The sequence below is a fragment of the Micrococcus sp. HMSC31B01 genome (assembly GCF_001816085.1).
In the GTDB taxonomy this organism is placed as follows: domain Bacteria; phylum Actinomycetota; class Actinomycetes; order Actinomycetales; family Micrococcaceae; genus Micrococcus; species Micrococcus luteus.
Genome location: NZ_KV824860.1, coordinates 1 through 998, shown reverse-complemented (window position 1 = coordinate 998; position 998 = coordinate 1). Strand labels below are relative to the sequence as shown.

At 76.0% G+C, this 998-nt stretch carries 1 protein-coding gene; it reads right to left on the bottom strand.

The window, feature by feature from the left end; all coding sequences use genetic code 11:
* Positions 1 to 135: 135 nt before the first annotated feature.
* Complete coding sequence (locus HMPREF3105_RS00850; protein ID WP_070708546.1) at positions 136 to 930, bottom strand: glutamine amidotransferase; 795 nt, start codon at positions 928 to 930, stop codon at positions 136 to 138.
* Positions 931 to 998: the final 68 nt, after the last annotated feature.

Sequence of the window (998 nt, the reverse complement as noted above, 5' to 3'; positions counted from 1 at the left end):
AGGGCCGCCTCCAGCGCGTCGACGGCGGCGCGCGGGCTCAGGGCGGCGCGCACGGCGGGGCCGTCGATCCAGGGCAGGGAAGCGGTGGCGCGGTGCGTGTCCATGCGGCCACGCTACGGGGTGGGCCGGGCGGGCTCACCCGAACAGCGTGCGGAAGTTCGCCAGGATCCGGCGGGGGTGCTCGGGGTCGACGGCGACCAGCCCCGCCACCGTGGGCTCGTACTCGCCCGGCGCGAAGTACCCGTGCTCGCGGTAGATCTCAAGGCGCTCGAGGATCCCGGCCTGGTCCAGCTCCGGGTGGAACTGGGTGGCGTACTGGCGGGTGCCGAGCCGGAACATCTGCACGGGACAGTCGGCGCCCGCGGCGAGCAGCACCGCGCCGGGCGGCAGCGCGCTCATCGCCTCCTTGTGGCCGACGTACGCCGCGAACGTGCGCGGCACCCCGGCCAGCAACGGATCCGCGGCACCCTCGTCGGTGAGCGTGACCTCGACGGGCGCGGCCGATTCGCCGTACGCGTTGTCCACGACGCCGCCGGCGTGCCGGCCCAGCGTGCCGACGCCGTAGCAGCAGCCGAGGAACGGCAGGTCGCGGCGCCGGACGACGTCGAGCATCCGGCCCAGCTCCGCCTCCACGGCGCGCTGCACGGGGGACTTGGTCTCCTCGGGATCGGAGCCCGTGAACGGGCTGCCGGGCAGGATCACGGCGGCGACGTCCGCGAGCTCCGCCTCCCAGTCCAGGCCGTGCGTGGCCACGTCCGGGCGCTGCACGACGCGGTCCAGGCGCAGCACCCGCAGCCGGCCCTCCGGATAGCCGCCCAGTCGCTGGACGGCCTCGACCTCGGCGGCCGCGGCGTCGTCTTCGGGGCGCGTCTGGACGAGGAGGAACGGCCGCGGATGCGGGCTCGGGACGGCGCCGGTCGGGGTGGTCATCTCGGCAGACTAGCGGGGCATCGGGCCGGGATGGCGTGGCGTCGTCGTGGGGCGTCGTCGGGGGCGGG